Below are 23,420 nucleotides of genomic sequence, written 5' to 3' on the forward strand. Positions count from 1 at the left end.
TGACATCGCTACGTTGGCACATTTTTATAGTCTGGACCGCGACATTAACGCGGTAACTTCTCACACCGTATCCGCTGATTTTGACACTTCTCTGCCAGAAACTCCCTTAATATCCGTAACTCGGGGGTGAGCTGCCGCCTGTCCGGGCATACCAGATACAAAGGGGCCGGCTCGCCTTGCCAGTCAGTCAGCAGACGAATCAATTTTCCGGCCAATAACTCTTCGCTGACATCCAGTAGAGATTTATAACCAATGCCTTTCCCGGCAACAACCCAGCGCTTTACGACATCCCCATCATTTGCTTTACGGTTTCCGCTAACTTTGACTTCTGTCCAGTCTTGCCCCTGAAAAAAACGCCAGCGCGAATGGTTAGCACTGAATAACATGAAGCTAAGGCAGTTCAGGGCTTCCAGATCGGTAGGATGGCGGATATCTCTGCTGGTTTGCAGGAAATGAGGAGACGCACAAACGACGCGTTGGTTTTCCTGACAAATCGGCAGAGCCACCATGGTGGAATCACCAGGAATACCATAACGAATTGCGGCGTCTACCGGTTCGGTATACATGTTGGTGAGTGAGTCTGACAGCACGACGGAAATGCTGATCTGAGGATGTTGATCCATAAATTCGTCGATCCAGGGAAGGATCAGATTGCGTCCAATGTCGGATGGCATCGACAGCTTGATGTCACCTTGCAGCACATCTTCTTTTTGGTTCAGTAATTGAATGCCTTCTTCAATGGCGTCGACCGCGATCTGACATTTTTCCCGGAATCGCTCACCTTCAGCGGTAATTCGTAAGTTACGTGTCGAGCGCACAAACAGCATGGTATCGAGCTGGGTTTCTAAGCGTTTAATGGTGGCGCTGACAGCGGCTGGCGTCAGATCTAATACATTGGCGGCTTTAGAAAAACTGCCTTGCTTGGCTGTCTCCAGAAACACGTAAAAATCTTGCATGGTTTTCATTGGCAGTTACAGCAGCTGTTCGTGATGATTTTGACGTAAGGGTAGCATTTAGCCGATAAAACGTAAGTAGCTGAGTGTTGATTGTTTCACGAGATTATTCCGGGTGATAAGGTGCCGAAACGCTTCAAGGTGAGGGCTTTTCTGATGAGCATCAAGAGATGCTTGTGAGCACCAAACCTCTTGCATCAAAAACCGATCCGGTGCCTGAGTGTCCTGGTAGAGCTCGTACTGGCAGCAGCCCTCTTCTTGTCGTGTCGGCTCGAGCAGGTTTTGAAGGGCTATCTGCAAAGCGTCTCGTTTATCCGGGTTGGCAATAATTTCTGCGTGTAAATTGATCATGGTATTGGCCTTTTTGTTATTGGCGTTCATTCTGGTGCTCATCTTTTTGAATGGAAAGTGGCTGTGCTTATCCGAGTGTTTATTACTCACTCTGTTGTACATGTATGTGTTCCGTACTCACACCCGCCACTTTCCTGCTCTGTTCTGTCTGTTTTTGGTGTTTAATGTTTATGAATAAGCATTAAAAGCCTTCAAGAACAATTTTTCCTTTGGCCGTTTGAGATTCGATCAGCTGGTGGGCTTTGCGAAGGTTATCTGCATTAATCGCCCCCAAGTTGTTACCCAGCGTGGTTTTCAGTTCACCGTTGTCGATAAGGCGAGCGACTTCGCCCAGTAGTTGATGCTGCTTGATCATATCGTGAGTCTGGAACAGCGAGCGGGTAAACATCAGCTCCCAGTGCAGTGATAGACTTTTTAGTTTCAGCGGCATCGCATCCAGATTTTTGGGGTCATCAATCAGTCCGAATTTGCCCTGCGGCTTGAGTGATTTGATGATTTCCGAATAGTGTTCATCGGTATTGTTCAGGCTAACCACGTAATCAACGTTATCAAAGCCGATGGTTTGCAGTTCTTCGCTCAGCGGGTTGCGGTGATTAATAACATGGTGCGCACCAAGCTGTTCCAGCCACGCGGTGGTTTCAGGGCGGGAAGCCGTACCAATAACAGTCAGATCTGTCAGCTGACGAGCCAGTTGCACCATGATGGAGCCGACACCGCCGGCAGCGCCGATGATCAGAATCGCGGGCTTGTTACCTTCGATGTGTTCTGAACGTTGCACTTCCAGGCGATCAAACAACATTTCCCAGGCGGTAATTGTCGTCAGCGGTAATGCCGCAGCTTCAGCATCGCTAAGGCTAACCGGAGCCAGACTGGTGATACGCTCATCAACCAGCTGGTACTGAGCATTACTGCCGGAGCGAGATAAATCACCGGCATACCAGACACGATCACCGACTGAAAACAGGCTGACCTCATCGCCTACGGCTTTGACAGTGCCAACTGCATCCCAACCCAGCACTTTCCATTCGCCGTCTTGAGCGGACTGATGCTGGCGTATTTTTGTATCAACCGGGTTGACCGAAATCGCTTTCACTTCCACCAAAATATCGTGGCCGATAGCCGTTGGCATCGGCAGAGTGATGTCCTGAAGTGACCCCGCAGGATCTGAGACTTGATTGTTTGCTAAAACATCTGGCAGTGCGTGGGCGTGTTGGTAACCAATGGCTTTCATGGTGCTTTTCTCGTTTGCAGGTGATGGTACAGACATGGCTAATTCTCTCTAAAGCTGGTGTTAATAGTGTGGACAGAAAGAAGTGTAACCATCTGGTGATTTTGATAAATACGACAAAGCAAACAAGACTTTCAACGAAAAATTGAAAATCATGGAATGGCTTTCAGCTGAGGTAAAGTATCAAGGCGAATTTAGCGTGACTTTGCTGTTTGCAAATAGGCGATCTGGCTTATTGTTACTGTTGTTAATAGCCTCTGGTTTTGTTGCTTTGTGGAAGATGCACGATGTTTTTTACAATGAATATGCATCTTGTGGTCTATGTTCAACTATAACTATTACAGAAACTTAGCTTTAAGAGTGGGTGACACTTTTATCGCGGCAATCAATGGAGTTGAATATGGCCAAACCTTATCGTTTCACTGTTTTAACCGTGGCTTTGTTATGCTTGTCCTCTAATAGTTTCTCTGCGAGTGTCAGCGGTACCATTAATGTCAATATATCACTGGAAGCCGGGTGTGTTATTAATGGAAACAACACACTGGACGGTGACTCAGCTATTGACTTTGGTACGCTCAATTTTGGTAGTGTACCTACGGTTTTTGTCCAGCAAGATTCTGCCGTAACTGGTGGGGCCGCTAATGGAATCGCGGTGGTGTGTAGCAGTGGTGTTACGCCATCATTTGCAATTGCAAGCGGGAACAATGATGGCAGTATTGTTGGTGGCGTTGGAAATGGAAATCATACAATGAGTGATGGCTCTGGTAATTACGTTGATTACGCTATTTTCAGCGATCCCGCTCGAAGTAACAGAATCGAAAACAATACCTCAATTCTAATGGCAGTGTTTACGGATACAACACCACAAACCATTGAATTATATGGGCGTGCATATGGAACCAGCAATGTTGCCGGCAGTTATTCTGATACATTGAATGTGACGCTAAGCTGGTAGGCTGTGAAAATTAGTCATGCCGTATCCATCATTGCACTGTTTGTTTTTTCTGCACCAATGGTTACTGCCTCCTCGGATTCATTTAAGGTAACAGCAACCATTGATACCGGGTGTCTGGTGAATGGTTCAGTTAGTGGCTCGTCAACGACAGTCGGGCAAATGGGGGTGCTTGATTTTGGAAGAGTGGCAACTCTCTCTGCGACACAACTAGAGAGCACGGTGACCTACAATTCGTCTCTCATGTTAAGTTGTACTCCGGGAGTGGCAATGAATGTCGCATTGAATGGGGGCTTGTATCAAGAAGATGGGTTGCGGCAAATGAAGCATGTCAGCGAAGATGCCAAGGTGACCTATTTATTGTTCCAGGACTCAGCCAGAACAACAATTTTTGATATTGACGTTCTTTATCCGGTGAATACCACTGATTCACCAAATGATATTCAGGTTCCCATCTGGGGGCTGGCTACAATAACCGGCAATGAAACCACCGGCTTTTATTCGGATACTTTCACACTCACTTTAGAGTGGTAATGCATCAAAAGGAGAGTTTCGATGCGTACTATAGTAACAAGGATGTTACTTTCGACGGTCTTGTCTTTTGTTCTTATAGCTTCCTGTGTGGCTGCAAATTCATTATTACTTTGGCCAATCTATCCAACGATTACAGCAGATAAAAAAGCGACATCAGTTTGGATAGAAAATAAAGGCCGGGATGATGCCTATCTTCAAGTGCGGATATTTCGTTGGGAACAACATAATGGGCAGGATACGTATACCGTTCAAAACCAAGTCATCGCAACCCCACCTTTTGTTCAAATTCCTGGTGGGCAGAAACAATTAGTGAGGGTGCTGGTACAGGCCAATATCCCGGCTGGTCAGGAATCCGCATATCGAATCATCATTGATGAATTACCTCCTGCTCAACCACCAACGCAAGTTGAAGAAACAATGGCAATGGCCGTAAAAATCCGAATGAGATACTCATTGCCGTTATTTATTTACGGTAACGGTTTAGCGGTAAAACCGACCATGAATGCAGACGAAGATCACTGGAAAGATCTCCAGGCACAGTTTGTTACTGAGAATAAAAAGGTATTCATAAGGATTACAAATCGCGGTTTACGTACGGTGAGGCTGGTTGATGTTCAGCTCGAAACACCGGGGCTACAAACAACACCATTAATGCCGGGGCTAGCGGGTTATATCATGCCGGGCCAGTTTAAACAGTGGCCGGTATCGCGTCCCATTTCCGCTAAACCCAGTATTAGTGCCAGCATTGAAGGGAAACGCTACGCCATAGCTTTGTTATAAAATGGCTGAATATTTTTTGATTTTGAAGAACAGCCTAAACACCAGTCTGAAGCTCATTATTAAGGTCAGTTCGGGGGTAATTCTTAGCTTTTTTCACGCATCGGGTCACTGTGAACAAATGGCACAGCCGCTACAGAATTTGCCTGAACCGGAACACTACTCCGCAGAGTATTTTCAAAAGATGAATCTTAAATTGGAGCTGGTAATTAATCAGGTTGAAACAGGCGTGATCGTGGATGTGAAACGTAACGGACGCTCATATTTTATTGCTTCAGACGATCTGATTGCTGTGGGTGTTCTTGAGCAAGCTTTGCCTGATTCAGCGGGGATGAGATCGGCACTGCTGGACGTATCTAATTTGCAGGGAGTAAGTGTGAACTATCTTCAGCTCACACAGCAGTTAGCGATCAATGTGCCTGCTCACTGGTTACCGGTTCAGAATGTCTCGGCGCATGATGCTAATCGGTTCCGTCCTGCACAATATGGCCGGGGAGGGCTGCTGAATTACTCTGTTTTTGGTTTGAGCGGCAATGAGACGCATCAAACAAATTTTTCCTTGAATCATGATTTGCGAACATTCTCAGAGCTGGGGGTGTTGACGACCACAGGGTTGTATCAATTTGTTGTTAATCACAATTCTACAGAGTTATCTGACAGTCAATATACCCGTTTTGAGACACGCTATGAGTATGCGGATCAGGGGAGATTACTGCGTTTAGAGGCCGGTGACTTTATCGTCAGGCCACTGTCCTGGACGCAGCCTGCCCGCATGGCAGGGGTTCAGTTGTCACATGATTTTTCTATGAGACCTGATGTGGTAACCGCTCCGTTACCCGCGTTTTATGGGGAAACCACCGTTCCTACCACGCTGGACTTGTTTGTGAACGGTCAGAAAACGGATTCGATAATGGTCGGAGCCGGGCCGTACGTTATCAATAATATTCCGATGATCTCCGGTGCTGGAGAAGCAACCGTGATTGTGACGGATGCCCAAGGGCGTCAAACGGCCATTACCACACCATTCTTTCTGTCCCCCCAATTATTGAAGCCGGGTTATGCCTCTTACAACATTAGTCTTGGCGTACTGAGGGAAAATTATGGCAATGACTCAAATGACTACGGCGATGGTGCCCTGACGGCTGCATTGCGATTCGGATTAACAGAGCGTCTGACGGTTGAAACGCAAACGGAAATCACTGATAACCTGATGGTGTCTGGTGCAGGTGTGGTGATGAATGTTTTTGATTTGGGTACGGTTGATGCCTCGGTACGAGTGAGCAATGCTCATGACCGCGCTTATGCACATTCAATCGGTTATAGCTATCAATCCCGACGTTACAGCTTTGGTATTCGCACCCAGCAGGAAGAAGCCAGTTTCTCGACATTGGCGAGCACTGTTTTGCCAGCAGGTAACAGTAAACCTGACTCTTTTCCCGATAAGCCAAAACGTGTCACTCAAGTCAATGCGGGTGTTCGCCTAGGGGAGTGGGGATCGGTTTCTGGAGGTTACTTTGATATTCAGCAGCCTGATGCTCGCTCACGAACCCTGAATATCACTTACAGTTATCCCCTGCCGTTTAATATCAATATGTCACTGTCATTTAATTGTGATTTCGACGGTGAATCTGTTTCATTTTCGCAGTTTTCATTACCGCTCGGGACTGAAAACGGAAGTGTCGGGCTTACGGTTCGCAGGGAAGAAAAAGGCAATGTGAATGGCCGGTTAGGCTATAGTCGACTTGCGCCGTTAGATGGCGGCTGGGGGATTAGTCTTGCCCATGATCTCAATGAAAAACCTGACAATCGAAAGCAGGCCGACCTGACCTATCGAGCCTCCTGGGCTCAGTTTCGTACCGGGCTATCCGGAGTCAGCGGTGAGTATGATAAGTATGCAGAATTCACAGGCTCGATTGCCCTAATGGACGGGACGTTATTTCCTGCTAATCAGGTGAGTGACAGCTTTGTCGTAATCAGTACCGATGGTTTTAGTGATATTCCGGTTAAGTATGAAAATCAGGTGGTAGGGGTGACTAATGATAATGGCTATTTACTCATTCCCTGGACAACGGCCTATTACACCGCGAAGTATGAAATTGATCCTCTTAATTTGCCGGCCAATGCTCGGATTACAACCACAGAGCAGTTTGCATCTGTCTATGCCGGCTATGGTTACCTGATGCGCTTCCCCGTTAGTTTGCAGGTTGCGCTGAGCATGGTAGTTGTGGATTCACACGGCCAGTACCTCCCGCTTGGGACATATGGCGTTTCTGATACGGGGCTGTCCAGCCAAATTGGGTGGGATGGCTTTTCCTATTTCGAAGGGAGCAATCCCGGAGAGTTTATTACTTTTTATCCCCAGGATAGCTTACCTTGCCGAGTGGCCATCCAGTCTCTTTATCAACAATCAGGCCATGAGATACAAATGCTTGGTGAGCAAACCTGCGTAACTGAACATGGAGAGCGTTTGCAATGACAGCCACCCGAGTGTGTTGTGTTTGGTTATTACTGTTAATGGCAATGCCTGGCATAGCCTGTGAATTGACAGCTCCAACACCCCTTGTTCAGTTTGGTAGTGTCTCGTCACTGACAGTAAATACGGCACCGCAGCAAAGCTCCGCGCAGCCTCATGCGGGGATCACCTGTGATTTTGTTTCTGTTTTGTCGGTATTAAGCGGGGATAAAGTTTCAGTTAGGTTTACCAGTCATGGTGCCGGACAAATGAAAACTAAGGCGGACTCTGAATCGAGCCTTGCTTATCAGATTTTTGCGGACTCAGCCCTGAGCTTTAAGTACGAGTTTGATCAGACTTATAATTTCTTCGACGCTGGTTTGATCGAGCTATTTGATCTTTTTGGCAAATCGGCAGAGTTTCCGTTATATGTTCGCACCCAAGCAAACAGCAACCTGTCAGCAGGCGTATATACCGACCACATCACTGTTTCATGGGTGTGGGCCTACTGCGTGGTGAGTGTAGGCGAAATATGTATCGGTAGTAATAGCGGTTCGGCACAAAGTACCATTACCCTGGAACTGACAGTAACGCCTGATTGTATTATTACAGCACCAGACCTTAATTTTGGTACTGCCCCACTTGTAGCCGGCTTTGATCCTGTTAACCAAACCATTTCGTTAACTTGTACTAAAGGCAGCGTGTATACCGTTGGACTAAGCGATGGGCAGAACAGTGTCAGTGGTCAACGCCGAATGGCTTTTGGCAGCGATTACCTGGCCTATGAAATTTATAAGTCTTCAGGGACGGATAGATGGGGAAGTACAAACGGTGAACGGCGTGGTTCTGGTGATGCCGATGGTGGGGCGGGTTCCCCTAATGGAATAACACCACAGACATTTAATTACTCCGCAACTATTTTAACCGATCAAGCGACGCCTCCACCCGGTATTTATACGGATTCCATTGTGGTTGATGTTCAGTTTTAAGGCCCTTTATGACAACACAGCTGACTTTTGTTTGAATTTAAAGTGAGTGCAGCTGTACCTGAAGTGTTGAATGTTTGCTTTTTCATGCAAAAGTTATCCTTCGATTCTTAAAACTGTGAGGTCGAGCGTTTTAAGAACTTTTCCGAATGTTAAAAATGTGAATAATAGCTGCGAGGCTTGTTGCATATTAGGTTGTTATGTAATGGCTTGAATTTATTTTTAGAGTCTATTTCATGACAATTTAGGATGTGATGAATGAAAAAGTTTACGGCTGTATCTGCACTGCTATTTCTAATGTCTGGTTGTGCCAGCAATGATATTGAGACTGTTGTGAATGATGGTATTAATGGCGCAATTAGCGGTGTATTTGGATCATCACAAAAAGCAATAACAGCGAAAACCAATATCCCAGCATCAGGGGCGCCAAGGACCTACTCTGTTGAAGCAGAACATATAGCAACGTATGAGGCAAAAAAATCCTCACGTGATTACGGTACAATCAAGATTGCAAGACAGGAAAAGAACCCGAAAGGGCAGACCCGATTGGTTCTGGATTTTTGTGCTCACCCTGGAATTGGTAAAGTAAAATGTTCGGGGTCCATTTACCAAGTGACCTCTGAAGGATGGCTGGTTGATAAAGGTATTTACTTTGGTGGTAATAGTTCTTTCAACGAAATTGTTGTTCCGGCAGGCAGTTATTACCTGAAGGTTAGAAGTGATGGCGTAGGGAAAGAGTCTTATACAACCGGCACATTCTCAGTTTCGCCTTACAAAACCTCATACGTGCAGCTTGAACTGGAATAATCCAATCGTCTGAGTTTTATTTGGCAATGGATATAACAAGCCCGCCAAGACAGTAATCCGGCGGGCTTTTTATTGGTTTGTTACCCAGAAGTGACGGTCACTGCGTTTTTGTTTGTTCCTTTTTGTAGTCTGCTACCAATTTATCGAGAAAATCACCAAGCAGTTGATTCATGCGTGTCGTGTCGTAAGCCAGTATATCTGCCGGCATCTGGACAAAACGTGCCGGAGAGCGGGCGGTTTCCTGCTGACAAAAAACTGGTGCGTCGTGCTCAATCAGTGGCGGCAGTTGTTCCTGCAGAAATTCCAGATGACACTGAAAGCCATAAACCAGGTTGGAGTAGCGAACAATCTGTCGTGGGCAGCCTTCGCTGGTGGCTAGTATCTGGCTGTCAGCAGTCAGCCCCGGCATGTCGTTGTGCCAGTGGCCGACTAATTCTTCTGCCTTGAAGGTGGAGAGCTTGGGATCTGATTGCCCTTGATCCGACAGTCTGACAGGGAAGTAGCCGATTTCTTTCTCCGGGCTGGCTGAGTACGTTGCGCCAAGCGCTTCACCGATCAGTTGCGCACCTAGACAAACGCCCACGACAGCTTTTTGCCTGCTCATTGCGTCACGAATCAGTCGCTGTTCGGCATAAGTGTCAAAGTGTGGGCATTCATCTTGGGATGTGGCAGGGTTTTGAGGTCCTCCCAGGACGATTAACAGATCAAAACGACTTTGAGTCTCGTTATCTAAATCTGGCAGCGGCTCACCCAGATAGACCCGACTGGTAGACACGGTGTACTGGTGCTTCTGCGCCCACAGGCTAAAATAGCCTGGCCCTTCAAATGACTCGTGAATGATAAAATGAATGTGCATATTGGCCTCTCTACTTTGAAAACAAAGACATGTTACAATTTGCACTTGATGTCCGTATAAGGCTGTAAAGACACTAAACAATGCTAACCCGCCAAGATATGCCCGCGAATGAATTTATAGCCAGCCAGCCCGATCAGGTTGTGTGGGCTAAAGTGATAGGGATGCCGAAAGGCTGGGTAGACAGTTGGCATCACCATACCTGGCATCAATTGATTTTTCCGGTAAAAGGGGTCGTGCAGACTCAAGCAACAGATGTAACCTCAGTTATAAAATCAGCACAAATAACAGAAGCAACAAAAGCGACTGAAGCCGCCGGGTGCTCTTCACCTTTATCTTCATATCTGCAACAGAAACGGCAATTTCTGGTGCCGCATACGTCGGCGCTGTTTGTTCCGGCTGGGGTTCGTCATGAGTCAGTGGCGCTGACAGAAACACGCTTTATTGGCTTGTATATTAATCCGTCGTTTGGTCGCCGCTACAGTGATCGACTAAAACCAGTTTCGATGACGCCGTTTTTGAAGTCGCTGATTCTGCTATTACATCAGGAATGCCAGAAGTGGGACAACGGGTTACACTCTCAGAACGATGAAGAACGCGATAAGCGGCTGCGTTTACTGGATATGCTATATGATCAGGTTCATCAGGAAGAGTCATATTCCTACAGTTTGCTCATCCCCCAAGACAGGCGAATCAGACAGATTTTTGACCAGTTAACTGACGCCCCTTCTCTGGACTGGTCGTTGGCCAAATGGGGGGCGGTTGTTGGCGCTTCAGAGCGGACACTGTCTCGTCTTTTTGTAAAAGAATTCAATACTTCTTTTGCCCTGTGGCGACAGCAGCTGCGTCTGATTTATTCCTTATCCTTGCTAGATGTCGGTGTGCCGGTACAGGCTGTGGCACATCAGGTCGGGTATCAGAATGACTCATCCTACATCAAAGCATTTAAGATCCGATTTGGAATAACCCCCGGCCAGTTTTGTCAGACGTCTGAGGTAATGTGACGCCGAATAATCGCGATCAGTGTCTGCAATTCTTCTTTGACCGCCTCATTGAGCGGATATCCGATATTAATCCGGAGGCAATCCTGATAGAGCGAGAGCGAAGTAAACAGCGGCCCAAGGCGAATGTCGACCTTGTGTTTTTGGAGATCCTGCTCCATTGCCTTTACATCCAGCCCCGGGATTTGTAACCAGAGTACAATGCCGCCTTGCGGTTGGCTGATACGGCTGTTTTTCGGCAGGTGCTGGCGAAGGAAGTCGCTGTATCGCTGCTTTTGGCCTAAAAGCTGAATCTGTTTTTTCCTGAGCAGACGAGTGTAGGCACCGGTTTCGATAGCATCTGCAATCGCCAGCTGGATTTGAGTGGCAACGCCAAACGATCCGGCAGAAAACTTGGCCAGATATTTTTCAAGATACCTTCCCGGCAGACACCAGCCCAACCGGTAGCTAGGTGACAAGGTTTTAGACACCGACCCACACCACAGAATATACCCCTCGTCGTCATAATATTTGGCTGGCAGGACAAACTCACCCATGTGCGATAACTCCAGGTAGACATCGTCTTCAATAATGGGGGTTTGGTAGTGATTCGCGAGTTTTGCCAGGTGCTTTTTTTGCTCAACGGACATGGTGATGCCCTGCGGATTCATAAATGTTGTGCTGAACAGCCCCGCCTGAACATTTCCCGCTTTCAGATGAAATTCCAACTGTGCCAAGTCAATGCCTTCGTCCAGTGACGGGATTTCGACAATGTTCAGTGACATTTGCGCCAGCAACTCCAGCAGGCCATTGAAACAGGGGGAGTTGATGGCTACGGCATCACCAGGCCGGGTACAGGTTTCCAGTGCGGCTTTGATTGCCGACAGGCAGCCATGGCTGATGACCAGCTCTTCAGCCTGAAAAGGAAAGCCTTGCTGGGTAAAGTGGTTGGCCAGTGCCTGACGCAGTGAGATTTCGCCCTGATAGTCGGGGTAGCGGGACAATCGGTCGCCGATCCGTCTTATCGCACGGCGAAAGCTGATTTCCATTTCACGTACCGCTTGCTCATCCAGTGGAGAAAACGAGACGCCGAGAGGACCATGTTCAAAGACGGTTTGTGCCGGTTTTGGGGTGGAAACCTGGCTGACAAACTGGCTCCATTGCGGATAGGGATGCGACGAATCTTGGGGTAATTCGGCTGAGGAGATGTAAAAGCCAGACTGAGGACGGGCTGAAATCCAACCCAATGACTTGAGTTCTTCATAACAGCTGACAGCCGTCGAGATGCTGACCTGCTGTTGTCGGGCAAACTGACGTAGCGAGGGCATTCGGGTTCCCGGCTTTAAGCGTCCGGCATGAATGTCGGCAACAAACTTGTTAGCTAACTGCTTGTATCTCGGTGCCTTTGCGCCTGATTGTTCATTCATTACGTCACTCATCACGTGTTTTATCCCTATCTCATCATGTTTGCTTTGGCGTGTTTTTTGCCGCGTGCCAGGTAGCGGCAACCAGTGCGTCGCCCGTTCGTTGTCATGGAAGTACATCCTGGTTTTAGTGCACGGTTTGGTAACTGTACTGGTTTTGTTTTTAAAAATTGTATCTGTACCGCTTGATATGAACAAGCCACACTACCGTTATTCCAACAATAAAAATGCAGAGAAAGGGAGGGAGTATGGCTCGTAAAGATTTAGGTTTGGTGGTGTTGGTAATGCTGATATGGGGGTTCAACTTCTCCATGATCAAAATGGGGGTGACAGATGTTGATCCTTTGCTGGTGGTGGCCGCGCGTTTTGCGTTGGCTGTGTTTCCAATCATCTTTTTTATTCCCAAGCCAGATGTCTCGTGGCGGTATTTATTCAGCTACGGTGTGGTGTTTGGTGTGGGTGTCTGGGGAATGGCGTCGTGGTCAATCACGGCCGGCGTTTCTTCTGGCATGACATCGGTACTTCTTCAGTCCAACGTGCTGTTCAGTATTTTGGTTGGGGTTCTCGTCTACAAAGAGTCCATGAGTCGTAACAAGGCGATTGGAAGCGTATTGGCGATGGCGGGATTGGTGATATCCATTATCGGGACTCAGGGGAATATCACCCCATTTGGTCTGGCACTGGTATTAATGGCCAGTATCTCCTGGCCTATCGTCAGCATGATAGTGAAGAAAGCCAATGTGAAACAGGTTTTTGCTTTTAATGTGTGGGGGATGCTGTTTGCGCCGCTGCCGTTGGTCGGGCTCAGCATCGGATTAAACGGTACTGATGTTCTGGCTCAAGCCTACCAGGCGTGGGATGGTTCGACGACAGTGGCTGTGTTGTTTCAGGCTTACCCGACAACCTTGTTTGGTTACTGGTTGTGGAACAGGATGCTGCTGAAATATCCGATGAGTACAGTGGTACCGCTGAACTTATTGGTGCCGGTGTTTGGTGTGCTCAGTGGCTGGCTGATCTATGACGAGGTGTTGTCGGTAACACAAATTGCGGCGTCGTGCGTATTCCTGGCCGGTATTCTGTTGATCACCCTTAAGCCAAAAGCAGCAAGGACTGTTCCGGCTAAAACGGATGACGACATGGCTATTTATAACAAGGCTAGTAATGACAGAGCTAGTTATGACAGAGCCAGTTGCGACAAGACCAGCCTGGCGCAAGCCATCGCCCGTGATTAAGCAATGTATAACTGAGCGTTTCCCGGTGTCTTTGCCGATGCCGGGAAACTGGACGTAAGACGCTGCGAACACAACGGATTTGAACATTACCCCGTGAGCATCGGGTAATGGATAAAAAACAATGATGATAATGAACAAATGCTATTTTCGAAGCGTCGTGACTCAGTAGGAAATCGGCATCAAGGCAGATCAGACAGGGAAGAAAAGATGAAAGTATACGGTGCGTTACTGGCGGTGCTGGCGGCCATATTGAATGGCACAGTGGGTTTGTTCAGTGTCAGTTTGTTCCAAATGGGGATGCCGTCAGAAGCGGTGGCTTTTTATAAATGCTTGATTGCATTGATAACCATCGGGTGTCTGCTGTTGGTCACCGGTCAATTCCGAGCTTGGTTACGGTACATCAGACAATACTGGAAGCACACGGCAATATGCGCGTTTTTTGGATTTTTTGTACTCTACTACTTTGAAACGGCCGCCTACCAGTACATCAACGTCGCGGTAGTCGTGTTCTGTTTATTTGGCGCGTCTACAGTTGCAACCTTCTTGCTTAATGCTGCGATGGAACGTCGTTGGATTAACCGACATGAAATGATAGCGATGTTACTGGCAATTTTGGGGCTGTATCTTGTGTTTGTTGATACTCGGGCGCTGGCAGAGCATGGGGAATATGGGTTATTTCTCGCGGTAGTCGCGGGGCTGGGGTATGCCTGTTTTCTGGTTCTGACCAAAAAACTTGGCTTAGGCGGTGGCCTGATACCGGTAGGTACGTTACTGATTTTCGGTGTGATGTACCTGTTTGTTCCTTTTACGTTGCAAGGCTGGAGTCTTCCGACAGGTTCAGGGTTGTATTTCCTGATGATGCTTGCACTGCTACCGACGATTGGCGGCTTTTGGTGTACCACACAATCCCTAACGTTGATCGGCAGTCAGTCTGTTCAGCTGATTGAACTAACTGAGCCTATTTTTGCACTAATCATTGGTTTTATTTTTCTGGGACAACTGGTCACCGGACCACAAATGTTGGGAGGCGGGTTGATTCTTTTATCGATTGTCATCCATGAATGTAAAGTGCTCGATATCTGGCGAAGTACCCGGGCAAGTCAGCTCTAAACCAGAAAGAAAGGGCACTGAATACCATGGGTTATACCGTGGTTGCCCTTTCTGATAAATACGGTGAGCGCGTTGCTTTTGGCTCGGGATATGAAGCTGTTGGTACTGTTAAAGCCGTTAATACTCTGAAGTTGACAGGAATTCTTCGAGCAACTGCTTATAGACCTCAACCGGCTGCGCGCCAGTCAGGGCATCGGTTTGATTAAATACCACAGTCGGGACTGAAGAAACACCAAGTTGACGGAGCTGCTCCACAGTGGCCTCCAGCTCATTGATACTCTGTGGGTCATCCAGCTTTGAAAGAGCCGAAAGGGTATCCAGACCAACAGCGGTGAGTGCTTCGCTTAAAACTGAGCGGTTAGAGATATCTTTGCGTTCGGAAAAGAAGGCCGAAAACAGGCGCATTGCCAACTCCGTCTGTTTGCCGAACTCGCTGGCATAGCCCAGCAGGATATGTGCGTCGCGAGTATTCACCGTTTTCATTTCATCAAAGTAATCAAACTGAAAACCGACTTCTGCTCCCAGTTGGGTTAGGTGACTACGGGCATGCACACTTTCCGCCGTGCTGGTCCCATATTTTTTGGCCAGGTGTTCACGCAAGTTTTCCCCTTCCGGCGGAATATGCGGATTAAGCTGAAAAGGTTGCCAGACGATGGTGACCTTATCCTCAGCCCCCAGCTCTTCTATAGCCCGTGTCAGGCGTTGAAAGCCGATGATGCACCAAGGGCAAACGACATCGGAAATGATGTCTATCCGGAGTTTTTCAGCCATTTAATACGATTCCTTTATCTTATTGGGAAGGGGGCAGGGTCTCGGTGACCTGTACATGCTCGCAACATAAGCGCTACGCGGATAAGCGGGACCCCTTTGTCTTTGCTATATTAGTTTTTCTGTTTTGGCGTTGAAATACGGGGTTGCCATATTGTTACACCATCATGCCTGTAACGACATAAAATTGAAAGGATCACTTGATGTAGGCGAATGGATTCTGGGCGGCCTAAAGAGGTTCAAAAAACAAATAAATTGTTCAGCTTAGGTTAAGATTTTATCTTATTAATCCCATTTTATATTAGGGTTAATTGCGCCTTTTCATCCATGAAAAGGCATATTTACAGGCGCTAACATCATGATTATTTTTTATTTACGCTATGGAAAGCCGTTCGGGTATATTCATTACCATCTGTGGTCACAGCTTTAAATTTCACTGAGCTTGAGTGGTTCATGGCAAGTGGAATAAATACGCGACCCGTTTCATCGGTATTGAATGATGAAAGACTTTGTGGTTGGTTTTCTACCGAAATCACTGAATTTGCAGCAGGTTTTCCATTTTCGGTGACTTTAATCCAGGCGCCGTTTTCGCTATCTGTCACCTGAATGTCAGCATAAGACAGTGATGAAACAGACAGTAATACAGCAGCAAGAGTTAGGCTAACTTTTTTCATAATAATTTCTCCAATATTGCTTTAGGTTATTATATTCAGCGAGTGTTCAGAATGGTTGAGTTTATTCATTCTCATATCGCTGTCTGAAATTTATATTATTCCTGTTTGTCGCTGTGATAAAGGTCAATATTTGAATCAAGTCGTTCTGAATTTTTGAACAATAATATTGAACGTAGGGTTAATCACGTTTCATAATTTCATATGAAAATCATTTAATCGTTGTGAATCTGATAGTTAGAGAAAAATAAAGGTTCACGGAAAAATGCTGGTTACGCCGTAAACATAATGTGACCGAAAAAGTAGGGGCAGAACCTCGTTAAAGTATAAGCGGACAGATATCCTGTGTGTCAGCAGTAGATCCCTGATAAGCTTACGATTAGTCATTTCGGCACGGAGAAAACCAATGAAAGTGGTTGCCCGTTTTTCATTTCCTCATGAAGCCCACCTCGCAAAGACGAATCTGGAGGCGGCTGGCATAGAAAGTACCCTGGCAGATGAGCATACGGTTAATATGCAATGGCTTTATTCTGACGCCATTGGCGGGGTTCGCTTGTTAGTGGAAGATTCTGACGCCAATGCGGCATTGACCATCTTACAGGCTGATTTTTCTGAATGTTTGGATGATGGAGCAAATGCGTTTGAGGCTGATGCATCTGGTGTTACGGCGGCCGGGGTAAGAGCTTCAGGGCAGAGGGTGTCAGATGAACGTGACAGCTGCCCCTGTTGTGGCAGCACTCAGCTTGTTCCATACACTAAAGGTAAAAAACCGGCCTTTGTCGTTTTTCTGTTGTTAGGATTTCCGCTTTTCTTCTATCAGCACGGTTATCAATGCAAGTCTTGCGGGGCGTTCTCAAAGGTCTTGGATAAGTCATAAAAAAGCCGCTCTCTATGGAGAGCGGCTCTGCAACGTGAGTTCTGCCCTATATCTGCATGTAATACTGCAATCCATCGACATCTGCCAAATTCGGTGGCTACCCGAGCGATATCCAGCCAAATACCGCAAAGCAGAGGGTAGCGGCCATACCGGTCAACAGCACATAGGGGAATTGAGTTCTGATGTGGTCGACATGGTCATTACCGGTCGCCATGGATGAAACAATCCCGGTGTCACTGATAGGGGATGTCATGTCACCAAAAATGGAGCCTGAAATCGCCGCGCCTATCATCAGATGTGGGTCGATACCGGTTGCAGCACTGATCTGCACGCCGATAGGAATCATTATCGCGAACGTACCCCATGACGTGCCAGTTGCCAGCGACATCAGTGCAGCAATCAGGAATACAAAGCTGGCCGAAAAGCCCGCAGGTAGTACTCCCTCTATGCTCTGAGTGATGTATTGCCCGGTGTGCAGTTCGGCTGACAGATTACCCATCAGAAAGGCCAGTGTCATGATCGCACCCAGTGGCATCATCGAGGAGTATCCGGCCAGCAGGTGTGTGAAAAACTCATCCACAGTCAGGATGTTACGGCAGAGGAAGTAGACAAAAGATACTGCCGTTCCAGCCATGACTGCCCAGAAAACCGCCGTTGAACCTGAACCATGGGCAATATTACCATCACCGGTGATATATAACCCAATGGGTAGCATGATGATGGTGGTGGCCAGTGGAATGACAAAGTTCAGTGGATGGCCACGGCTGTCTGACGTTATAAGTTCCACGTCATCGTGCCCGGCAATCGGAAATGCACCATCTCGCAGGGCTTTGCCGCTGGCAGCACGGCGGTCGGCCACGGCCATTGGCCCCCAGGATTTCTGACTGAAAATGTAAAACAGAACGCTGGCCAGTGAAAACCACGCCATCAGGTTATACGGGATGGAATGCAGGAGAATGTTGAAAGGTTCACCTTGCAGGAAACCGTTGCTGATCTGCACCCCGATAATGGCCATCATAGCGGCACCCCAGCCATTCATCATGACACTGGAGCAGCTCGATACACAGGATGACTGAATGATATACGCCATTTTCTCTCGGGAAATGTTATATCGGCTGGCGAGATCCCGCGTAACAGTGCCTGCTGACATCAGTGATATGGAGCTTTCAATGAAGATCAGCATTGTGGTGATCATTGCCAGTAGCTGGACAGCGTAGCGGTTATTGATGACATTGGCCTTCTCTGTCAGCCAGTGCACCATGCCTTGTGTACCACCGGTTACCTGAACCAGCCGAATAATGCCGCCAACCATGAAACAGAACAATATGGAGCGTGTATTTCCGGCAGATGCAAACACATCAATGATATTGTCCAGGGTATGCTGAACGCCAACCAGCGGATTAAAGTCCGCCATGACGGTATAGCCGACCAATGCCCCCGCCAATAACGAGAGAATGACCTGACGGGTTAACACTGCCAGGGTAATGGTTACCAGTGGGGTGATAACGGTCCAGATTCCGTAATCTTGCATGACTTACCCTCAGCGCAGTGCGCTTTCAAGATCAGCCAGCAGATCCTGAATATCTTCAATGCCGACCGACAGGCGCAGAGTGGTGTCATAAACGCCAATGGCTTCTCGCTCTTCCGGTGTCATTGAGCCATGGGACATGGTAGCTGAATGGTTCAGCATGCTTTCCACACCTCCGAGTGACTCTGCCAGCACGAAATACTGCAGTTTACCAATAAAGTGTTTCGTTGTTTCCACATCGCCTTTCAGGCGTACTGTGACTACGGCACCACCGGATCGCATTTGTTTCTTGCACAGTGCATGCTGAGGATGGCTTTCCAGCCCCGGATAATGTACATCCGCCACCTTTGGGTGAGACTCCAGAAAACGAGCAACCTCCAGCGCATTGCTGCATTGACGCTCCATACGCAATGCCAGGGTTTTCATACCACGCAGTGCCAGATAGGCATCAAACGGTGAGGCAATGGCCCCGACGGTGGTTTTGATGAAGTCCAGTTCTTTCGCCAGATCGTCGCGGTTGGTAATCAGGGCACCGCCAATCAAATCCGAATGTCCGCCAATGTACTTGCTGGTGGAAAGCATCACGATATCCGCACCCAGCGTCAGTGGCGTTTGGTTCCAGGCACTGGCAAAGGTGTTGTCGACGCAGGTTAGCAGATCATGCTGTTTAGCCAACTGGCATACAGCTTCAATATCAACCAGCTCTAGTAGTGGGTTGGTCGGGGTTTCAATCCAGATCATTTTTGTTTCAGGGCGAATGGATTGTTTGACCTGATCCAGATCATTCAGGTCGATATAGTCAACACTGAGCTGATTATTCTGTTTGCGCAGTCGCTCAAACAAACGATAGGTGCCACCATAAACTCCTTTCATTGCAATAATGTGGGAACCATGAGGCAGGAGTTCGATGGCCAGCGCGGTTGCCGCCATCCCTGAAGCCGTAGCCGTGGCATAGCAGCCTTGCTCTAAATCAGCCAGCGCGGTTTCGTAGGCATGACGGGTCGGGTTACTGACACGAGAATAGGCGAATTCTCCCCCTTCGTGCAGGTTTGGCTGAATGAAGCTGCTGGCTGTATAAATGGGTGAGAATAAAGCGTTATGACCAGCGTCTTGTTGATGGCCACCATGGACCGCGAGGGTAGAAATATGTTTACTTTTCATGACTGGGAAACCTGTGTGTTTGAATCTTATTCGATTGCGAGAAACGGAGTTGTCGCCACGGACAACGATAAGCAGTTAGGTGAGATATTCAATCATATTATTTTGAACATCAAGGGCTTAAATAGCATTTTGTTCTAATATAGAAAGTAATCAGTATGCGTTCAATTATCACACAAATATGGGGTTTTATGAACGTAAGGGAGTATCAATTCCGTTCTGAGAATGTGATGTTAAGCCACTTCTGAATTAAGAAAAGCAGGTGCAGAAACTATCAACTTGATTTTTGTCCATCAGAATGTCTGAGTTCAATAGGGAAAGCACTTGTTTTTTCCTTTGAACGATGGTGTTTTTCTGGGGCTTCATTCAGCATGTAAGCGAAAGTGAACTCCGCAAATTTTATTCCATGCAGACTTTGTATAGCTCAACTGACATCAAGGAGCATCTGCAGTAGTTCGGAACCGACGCATCAAGTCATTTAATTGGTAAGGTGGTGGAATCCATTGTGTCCTGAACAAAGAGAAAACGGTTCAACGGCAACGTGAGAAGATCACACATTAATAGTTCAGAGAATAATGAAAAAATAATGGGGAAATTTAATTAACGGTGAAATGAAAAAGATAATAGTCGTCAGAGTGAACTATCGTTATAATACCATTTTCCTTTCTGAAAGAATTAATAATAATGAGCGACGTTATCCAAACATTGTTAAACCTGCGTTCCCTTCGTGCGACCGCTCGTGAAATGACCTTAGAAGAGTTACAAGAGGGCCTACAGAAGCTTCAGTCTGTTGTCGCTGAGCGTGAAGAAGCGGAAGCGGAAGAGCGCGCAAAAAATAAAGAGCGCGAGCAGAAACTGCAAGCGTACCGCGATATGCTGGCTGCTGAAGGTATTTCTCCTGAAGAGCTTCTGGCAATGCTGGACGAAGCACCAAAATCAAAGCGTGCGCCACGCCCTGCAAAATACAAATTTATGGTTGATGGCGAAGAGCGTACCTGGACTGGCCAGGGTCGTATGCCAGCACCACTGAAAGAAGCAATCGAAAAAGAAGGTAAGTCGCTGGACGATTTCCTGATCTAATTTCATAAAGCCCCTTTCTCAGGGGCTTTATTCTATTGTCTCGTTGCATATACTTTAGTACCTACACAGGTAGTAGACGGTGCAATCACGCCTTTTTAAAACTTGATTGTTTTTCTATTTGAATGTTGTCCTTAGCGTATTAAGGAGAATCATGATCCCTTCAGCTTTATTAATTCATGTTCCGGATGTTCAGGCCGGATTAGTCTGGTATCAACAGGCGTTTCCCGAAGCAGAAATGATTTATTTACCCGAATTTGACTTTACGGTACTCAACCTGGGCGGGTTTTCTTTGGAAATTGTGCAAGCGGATGAAAAAGTGGGGAATGGAAAAATGGGAACCGTACTCTATTGGCGCGTTTCTTCACTCAATGAGGCGATTGCACATTTTACGTCGTTGGGGGCGACTGTGTATCGGGGACCAATGTGCATTGAAAACGGATTGTCGATGTGTCAGGTGCTGGATCCATTCGGGAATTTGATTGGTTTACGTGGAACACTCAGTTGATTTAGTGCCTTAGTTTTACTCTCTTCGTTGGTCATCATGCGTTTTGAAACGGCAGACGAGAAGGGAAAGAGGGATGAAAGATAAGAAGTGATACTGAGAATAGGGAAAGGTGAAAAGAGAAACCGGCGGATAATAGAAACAAATGAAAATAGACACCGCAGTTAAGGCGATGCTTGATATGGCAGTAAAGTAAAACAGGGAACCTATGTCCCCTGTTGAACGTGATTAGCTCTGCTATCCCAGACGATTGTTTTCATAGCCAATAATGGCTTCGCGGTATAGGTTTAACAGCGCTGGTTCATTGACTCCAATGCCTACGTTCTGATTCGGCATGTCTTTCCAATCATCGGTTTGATAACGGCGACCATCAAATTTTTGCAGTGTCATTCCTTCGCCCGGACCTTCTGTCATCACCCGAATCGGTCCTTTGCGTAACGTGAAAAGCTCAGGCTGAATCACATAGGCAATCGCCGAAGGGTCGTGCACGTGGCAGCCATTGAGCCCCAGTTTATTGGCGTAGAAACGCAGGTAATAACGGCTGACATCCCAGATAAATTGACCCACCTCACCGCCTTCATCCCTGAGTGCATCCAGGTACTCAGCGGAGAAAAAGCTTTCTTCGGTGACATCCAGCCCCAACACGACCACTGGCCAGTCGGCTGTCATCACTTTATCCGCAGCATGCGGGTCATCGTGAATATTGGCTTCAGCGAACGGGGTGACATTACCACGGTGATCGTTCATTCCAAAAGCCCCACCCATAATGACTACTTCTTTAACCAGGGTGGTGATTTCAGGCGCGGCATCCAGTGCTAAGGCGAAGTTGGTCAAAGGGCCGACTGCGACCAGCGTGATTTCTCCCGGGGACGCTTTTACGGTATCAATGATGTACTGATATGCTGGACGAGGATCGGCCTTGGTATGTTGAGGCTCGCTGGCATTCAGATCCCCAAATCCTGTTTCACCATGAACCACAACTGTCGGACCCACAGGTGGACGAACTAAAGCTTTTTCTGCGCCTTTGGCGACATCGCAACGGAAACCAAATCGCTCTTTCAGGTACAACGCATTACGGGTGCCGTTTTCGATAGTAGCATTACCATAAACCGTTGTAATTCCGATTAAATCAATATCAGGATGCGCTTCGGCAAACAGGATGGCCATTGCATCGTCGATACCCGGATCGGTATCTAGAATGATTTTCTTACTCATAGGAGATGTTAGCTTTTATGTTCAGGTACAGAGAACGGCATGGTATCGCGTTTATCGGGGTTATCCTGTGATGATGGTCACGTGGCTGTGATAATTTGTGAAAATGGATGTGGGGATTTGTGAAGCTTTCGATGAGATAAACGCAGTATCTTCTGTTATCTATCAGAGTGACACCGGGTTAGATTTAGCATGAATCATGACTACAAAGGCTCTGGCATACCAATTAAAGGCTGCCAGAGCGCAGATTTGTGTTTAAGGCTGTTGTTTCGTTGGTGCCAGTGCTATCTCACGGATACAGACATTTTGTGGCTGTTGATAAGCAAACAAGACAGCTCGAGCCACGTCATCGGCCGCTAAAACGCCCCCCATTTCTTCCTTCCACGCATCATAGTCGTCTTTGATCGACTGTGAGGATGTATGTGACAGCAACTCGGTTTCAACTGCGCCTGGGGCGATTGTTGTTACGCGCACATTGCTGGCGGCGACTTCTTCCCGAACGTTTTCTGAAATGGCATGAACAGCGAACTTCGTGCCGCAGTAGGCAGCATGATCTGGGAAGGTTTTCTTACCGGCAATGGAACTGATATTGATGATGGTCCCTCTGCTGCGGGCTTTCATAGGAGCAAGCACCGCCTGCATACCGTTCAACAGACCCAGAACATTGACATCAAACATGCGTTTCCATTCAGATGCGTCCTGTGAATCAATCTGGCCAAGTAACATCACGCCAGCGTTGTTGATTAAAGCATCTGCCGGTCCATACTGCGCTTCTGCCTTTTGAATAGCAACCTCGAAACTGGCTTGGTCAGTGACATCTACCTGCTCGCAGAGGGTATGTGGCAAGCCCATGGCCTGAAGCCGTTCAACACGACGAGCCAGCAACAGCAATGGGTGCCCCTGTGTGCTGAAGTGGCGAGCGATAGCTTCACCAATACCTGAACTTGCGCCGGTGATAACGATCAATGCTTTCATTAAATGTCCT

The 23,420-nt window shown here is 47.4% G+C and carries 23 protein-coding genes; 12 read left to right on the forward strand and 11 right to left on the reverse strand.

The window, feature by feature from the left end:
* Nucleotides 1-44 precede the first annotated feature (44 nt).
* The 3 genes from PGW97_RS18030 to PGW97_RS18040 all read right to left on the reverse strand — a co-directional run bounded on the left by PGW97_RS18030 (nt 45) and on the right by PGW97_RS18040 (nt 2,571).
* Nucleotides 45-956 carry a LysR family transcriptional regulator gene (locus PGW97_RS18030; RefSeq protein WP_273860336.1) on the reverse strand — a complete coding sequence of 304 codons (912 nt, stop codon included), beginning with the start codon at nt 954-956 and terminating at the stop codon, nt 45-47.
* A 57-nt stretch (nt 957-1,013) separates the two neighbouring features.
* Nucleotides 1,014-1,334 (reverse strand): putative quinol monooxygenase, encoded by a 321-nt coding sequence (locus tag PGW97_RS18035; protein WP_273860337.1) that lies wholly within the window; start codon nt 1,332-1,334, stop codon nt 1,014-1,016.
* Between the two features lie 151 nt (nt 1,335-1,485).
* Nucleotides 1,486-2,571 (reverse strand): zinc-binding alcohol dehydrogenase family protein, encoded by a 1,086-nt coding sequence (locus PGW97_RS18040; protein WP_273860338.1) that lies wholly within the window; start codon nt 2,569-2,571, stop codon nt 1,486-1,488.
* Between the two features lie 361 nt (nt 2,572-2,932).
* Between PGW97_RS18040 and PGW97_RS18045 the strand changes: the two genes are divergently transcribed.
* The 6 genes from PGW97_RS18045 (at nt 2,933) to PGW97_RS18070 (ending at nt 9,040) form a co-directional block, all read left to right on the forward strand.
* Nucleotides 2,933-3,487 (forward strand): Csu type fimbrial protein, encoded by a 555-nt coding sequence (locus PGW97_RS18045; RefSeq protein ID WP_273860339.1) that lies wholly within the window; start codon nt 2,933-2,935, stop codon nt 3,485-3,487.
* A 3-nt stretch (nt 3,488-3,490) separates the two neighbouring features.
* Entirely contained in the window at nt 3,491-4,018 is a 528-nt protein-coding gene (locus PGW97_RS18050; protein WP_273860340.1) for a Csu type fimbrial protein, read from the forward strand.
* 21 nt (nt 4,019-4,039) lie between these two features.
* Complete coding sequence (locus tag PGW97_RS18055; protein ID WP_273860341.1) at nt 4,040-4,798, forward strand: fimbrial biogenesis chaperone; 759 nt, start codon at nt 4,040-4,042, stop codon at nt 4,796-4,798.
* 118 nt (nt 4,799-4,916) lie between these two features.
* Nucleotides 4,917-7,271, forward strand: a complete 2,355-nt coding sequence (locus PGW97_RS18060) for a fimbria/pilus outer membrane usher protein (RefSeq protein ID WP_273860668.1) — start codon at nt 4,917-4,919, stop codon at nt 7,269-7,271.
* Nucleotides 7,268-8,236: a Csu type fimbrial protein gene (locus PGW97_RS18065; protein ID WP_273860342.1), complete on the forward strand. Its 969-nt coding sequence runs from the start codon at nt 7,268-7,270 to the stop codon at nt 8,234-8,236. Before PGW97_RS18060 ends, PGW97_RS18065 begins: the two co-directional genes overlap by 4 nt.
* Nucleotides 8,237-8,491: 255 nt before the next feature.
* Complete coding sequence (locus PGW97_RS18070; protein ID WP_273860343.1) at nt 8,492-9,040, forward strand: hypothetical protein; 549 nt, start codon at nt 8,492-8,494, stop codon at nt 9,038-9,040.
* Nucleotides 9,041-9,137: 97 nt separating this feature from the next.
* Here PGW97_RS18070 and PGW97_RS18075 read toward each other — a convergent pair whose 3' ends face one another.
* On the reverse strand, nt 9,138-9,896 hold the full coding sequence (locus PGW97_RS18075) for a glutamine amidotransferase-related protein (RefSeq protein ID WP_273860344.1): 759 nt from the start codon (nt 9,894-9,896) through the stop codon (nt 9,138-9,140).
* Between the two features lie 80 nt (nt 9,897-9,976).
* On the opposite strand from PGW97_RS18075, the gene PGW97_RS18080 reads away from it, so the two are divergent.
* The gene (locus PGW97_RS18080) at nt 9,977-10,897 is read left to right on the forward strand and encodes an AraC family transcriptional regulator (RefSeq protein ID WP_443147133.1); all 921 of its coding nucleotides are present in this window, start codon (nt 9,977-9,979) and stop codon (nt 10,895-10,897) included.
* Here PGW97_RS18080 and PGW97_RS18085 read toward each other — a convergent pair.
* Nucleotides 10,876-12,300: an aminotransferase-like domain-containing protein gene (locus tag PGW97_RS18085; protein ID WP_273860345.1), complete on the reverse strand. Its 1,425-nt coding sequence runs from the start codon at nt 12,298-12,300 to the stop codon at nt 10,876-10,878. The two genes, PGW97_RS18080 and PGW97_RS18085, sit on opposite strands and share 22 nt — an antisense overlap.
* 245 nt (nt 12,301-12,545) lie before the next feature.
* Here PGW97_RS18085 and PGW97_RS18090 point away from each other — a divergent pair, with 245 nt between their 5' ends.
* Nucleotides 12,546-13,529, forward strand: a complete 984-nt coding sequence (locus PGW97_RS18090; RefSeq protein ID WP_273860346.1) for an EamA family transporter — start codon at nt 12,546-12,548, stop codon at nt 13,527-13,529.
* A 207-nt stretch (nt 13,530-13,736) separates the two neighbouring features.
* Nucleotides 13,737-14,639, forward strand: coding sequence for a DMT family transporter (locus PGW97_RS18095; protein ID WP_273860347.1), 903 nt, complete (start codon nt 13,737-13,739; stop codon nt 14,637-14,639).
* A gap of 117 nt (nt 14,640-14,756) precedes the next feature.
* Here the strand turns inward: PGW97_RS18095 and PGW97_RS18100 are convergent, their stop codons facing one another.
* The gene (locus tag PGW97_RS18100; RefSeq protein WP_273860348.1) at nt 14,757-15,410 is read right to left on the reverse strand and encodes a DsbA family oxidoreductase; all 654 of its coding nucleotides are present in this window, start codon (nt 15,408-15,410) and stop codon (nt 14,757-14,759) included.
* Between the two features lie 359 nt (nt 15,411-15,769).
* On the reverse strand, nt 15,770-16,081 hold the full coding sequence (locus PGW97_RS18105; RefSeq protein WP_047884669.1) for a hypothetical protein: 312 nt from the start codon (nt 16,079-16,081) through the stop codon (nt 15,770-15,772).
* A gap of 403 nt (nt 16,082-16,484) precedes the next feature.
* Here PGW97_RS18105 and PGW97_RS18110 point away from each other — a divergent pair, with 403 nt between their 5' ends.
* Nucleotides 16,485-16,955, forward strand: coding sequence for a putative signal transducing protein (locus PGW97_RS18110; RefSeq protein ID WP_273860349.1), 471 nt, complete (start codon nt 16,485-16,487; stop codon nt 16,953-16,955).
* A 97-nt stretch (nt 16,956-17,052) separates the two neighbouring features.
* On the opposite strand, the gene PGW97_RS18115 is transcribed toward PGW97_RS18110, so the two are convergent.
* Both PGW97_RS18115 and PGW97_RS18120 read right to left on the reverse strand, forming a co-directional pair.
* Complete coding sequence (locus PGW97_RS18115; RefSeq protein WP_273860350.1) at nt 17,053-18,486, reverse strand: Na+/H+ antiporter NhaC family protein; 1,434 nt, start codon at nt 18,484-18,486, stop codon at nt 17,053-17,055.
* Between the two features lie 9 nt (nt 18,487-18,495).
* A complete protein-coding gene (locus PGW97_RS18120; RefSeq protein ID WP_273860351.1) occupies nt 18,496-19,644 on the reverse strand; it encodes a trans-sulfuration enzyme family protein in 1,149 nt (382 codons plus the stop codon).
* A 681-nt stretch (nt 19,645-20,325) separates the two neighbouring features.
* Between PGW97_RS18120 and PGW97_RS18125 the strand changes: the two genes are divergently transcribed.
* The gene (locus PGW97_RS18125) at nt 20,326-20,721 is read left to right on the forward strand and encodes an H-NS family histone-like protein (protein ID WP_047884665.1); all 396 of its coding nucleotides are present in this window, start codon (nt 20,326-20,328) and stop codon (nt 20,719-20,721) included.
* A 151-nt stretch (nt 20,722-20,872) separates the two neighbouring features.
* Nucleotides 20,873-21,226, forward strand: coding sequence for a glyoxalase/bleomycin resistance/dioxygenase family protein (locus tag PGW97_RS18130; RefSeq protein ID WP_207104041.1), 354 nt, complete (start codon nt 20,873-20,875; stop codon nt 21,224-21,226).
* Between the two features lie 234 nt (nt 21,227-21,460).
* On the opposite strand, the gene PGW97_RS18135 is transcribed toward PGW97_RS18130, so the two are convergent.
* Together PGW97_RS18135 and PGW97_RS18140 are read right to left on the reverse strand one after the other, a co-directional pair.
* Nucleotides 21,461-22,438 (reverse strand): nucleoside hydrolase, encoded by a 978-nt coding sequence (locus tag PGW97_RS18135; RefSeq protein ID WP_273860352.1) that lies wholly within the window; start codon nt 22,436-22,438, stop codon nt 21,461-21,463.
* A 252-nt stretch (nt 22,439-22,690) separates the two neighbouring features.
* Nucleotides 22,691-23,410: an SDR family oxidoreductase gene (locus tag PGW97_RS18140; RefSeq protein ID WP_217392456.1), complete on the reverse strand. Its 720-nt coding sequence runs from the start codon at nt 23,408-23,410 to the stop codon at nt 22,691-22,693.
* Between the last annotated feature and the right edge of the window lie 10 nt (nt 23,411-23,420).

This window comes from Photobacterium sp. GSS17 (assembly GCF_028621875.1).
Lineage (GTDB): Bacteria > Pseudomonadota > Gammaproteobacteria > Enterobacterales > Vibrionaceae > Photobacterium > Photobacterium ganghwense.

Coding starts and splice junctions, on each gene's coding strand:
- PGW97_RS18030 (WP_273860336.1), bottom strand. CDS start 956: ATGCAAGATTTTTACGTGTTTCTGGAGACAGCCAAGCAAGGCAGTTTT.
- PGW97_RS18035 (WP_273860337.1), bottom strand. CDS start 1,334: ATGAACGCCAATAACAAAAAGGCCAATACCATGATCAATTTACACGCA.
- PGW97_RS18040 (WP_273860338.1), bottom strand. CDS start 2,571: ATGTCTGTACCATCACCTGCAAACGAGAAAAGCACCATGAAAGCCATT.
- PGW97_RS18045 (WP_273860339.1), top strand. CDS start 2,933: ATGGCCAAACCTTATCGTTTCACTGTTTTAACCGTGGCTTTGTTATGC.
- PGW97_RS18055 (WP_273860341.1), top strand. CDS start 4,040: ATGCGTACTATAGTAACAAGGATGTTACTTTCGACGGTCTTGTCTTTT.
- PGW97_RS18060 (WP_273860668.1), top strand. CDS start 4,917: ATGGCACAGCCGCTACAGAATTTGCCTGAACCGGAACACTACTCCGCA.
- PGW97_RS18065 (WP_273860342.1), top strand. CDS start 7,268: ATGACAGCCACCCGAGTGTGTTGTGTTTGGTTATTACTGTTAATGGCA.
- PGW97_RS18070 (WP_273860343.1), top strand. CDS start 8,492: ATGAAAAAGTTTACGGCTGTATCTGCACTGCTATTTCTAATGTCTGGT.
- PGW97_RS18075 (WP_273860344.1), bottom strand. CDS start 9,896: ATGCACATTCATTTTATCATTCACGAGTCATTTGAAGGGCCAGGCTAT.
- PGW97_RS18080 (WP_443147133.1), top strand. CDS start 9,977: ATGCTAACCCGCCAAGATATGCCCGCGAATGAATTTATAGCCAGCCAG.
- PGW97_RS18085 (WP_273860345.1), bottom strand. CDS start 12,300: ATGAATGAACAATCAGGCGCAAAGGCACCGAGATACAAGCAGTTAGCT.
- PGW97_RS18090 (WP_273860346.1), top strand. CDS start 12,546: ATGGCTCGTAAAGATTTAGGTTTGGTGGTGTTGGTAATGCTGATATGG.
- PGW97_RS18095 (WP_273860347.1), top strand. CDS start 13,737: ATGAAAGTATACGGTGCGTTACTGGCGGTGCTGGCGGCCATATTGAAT.
- PGW97_RS18100 (WP_273860348.1), bottom strand. CDS start 15,410: ATGGCTGAAAAACTCCGGATAGACATCATTTCCGATGTCGTTTGCCCT.
- PGW97_RS18105 (WP_047884669.1), bottom strand. CDS start 16,081: ATGAAAAAAGTTAGCCTAACTCTTGCTGCTGTATTACTGTCTGTTTCA.
- PGW97_RS18110 (WP_273860349.1), top strand. CDS start 16,485: ATGAAAGTGGTTGCCCGTTTTTCATTTCCTCATGAAGCCCACCTCGCA.
- PGW97_RS18115 (WP_273860350.1), bottom strand. CDS start 18,486: ATGCAAGATTACGGAATCTGGACCGTTATCACCCCACTGGTAACCATT.
- PGW97_RS18120 (WP_273860351.1), bottom strand. CDS start 19,644: ATGAAAAGTAAACATATTTCTACCCTCGCGGTCCATGGTGGCCATCAA.
- PGW97_RS18125 (WP_047884665.1), top strand. CDS start 20,326: ATGAGCGACGTTATCCAAACATTGTTAAACCTGCGTTCCCTTCGTGCG.
- PGW97_RS18130 (WP_207104041.1), top strand. CDS start 20,873: ATGATCCCTTCAGCTTTATTAATTCATGTTCCGGATGTTCAGGCCGGA.
- PGW97_RS18135 (WP_273860352.1), bottom strand. CDS start 22,438: ATGAGTAAGAAAATCATTCTAGATACCGATCCGGGTATCGACGATGCA.
- PGW97_RS18140 (WP_217392456.1), bottom strand. CDS start 23,410: ATGAAAGCATTGATCGTTATCACCGGCGCAAGTTCAGGTATTGGTGAA.